The organism is Pseudoalteromonas rhizosphaerae, from assembly GCF_902498845.1.
Lineage (GTDB): Bacteria > Pseudomonadota > Gammaproteobacteria > Enterobacterales > Alteromonadaceae > Pseudoalteromonas > Pseudoalteromonas rhizosphaerae.
The window spans coordinates 1-442 of record NZ_CABVLM010000055.1 but is presented as its reverse complement, the minus strand read 5'-3'; the positions used below and the strand labels follow the sequence as shown (position 1 = coordinate 442).

1 protein-coding gene is annotated in these 442 nt (G+C 60.4%); it reads left to right on the top strand.

Going from position 1 to position 442, the window contains the following annotated elements; genetic code table 11:
- Window positions 1–17: 17 nt before the first annotated feature.
- Window positions 18–442: chemotaxis protein CheW (locus PSR9079_RS23435; protein WP_246175648.1), on the top strand; the 425-nt coding region annotated here is incomplete at its 3' end.

The window sequence follows — 442 nt, the reverse complement described above, 5'->3', positions numbered from 1 at the left end:
CCCATAGCCGCGAATTCCTGGTGTTCTCGCTGGGCAGCGAAGAGTATGCCGTGGACATTCTCAAGGTTCAGGAGATTCGTGGTTACGAAAACGTCACCCGCATCGCCAACGCGCCGGACTTCATCAAGGGCGTGACCAACCTGCGTGGCGTGATCGTGCCGATCGTCGATCTGCGCATCAAGTTCCACCTCGACAACGTCGAATACGGCGGTCAGACCGTGGTCATCGTGGTCAATGTCGGCGAACGCGTCGTCGGCATCGTGGTCGATGGCGTCTCCGACGTCATGACCCTGACGCCCGAGCAGATCAAGCCGGCCCCCGAGTTCGGGGTGACCCTGTCCTCGGATTACCTGAGCGGGCTCGGCAGTCTCGAGGATCGCATGCTGGTGCTGGTCGATATCGACAAGCTGCTCACCAGTGAGGAGATGGCTCTGGTCGATAC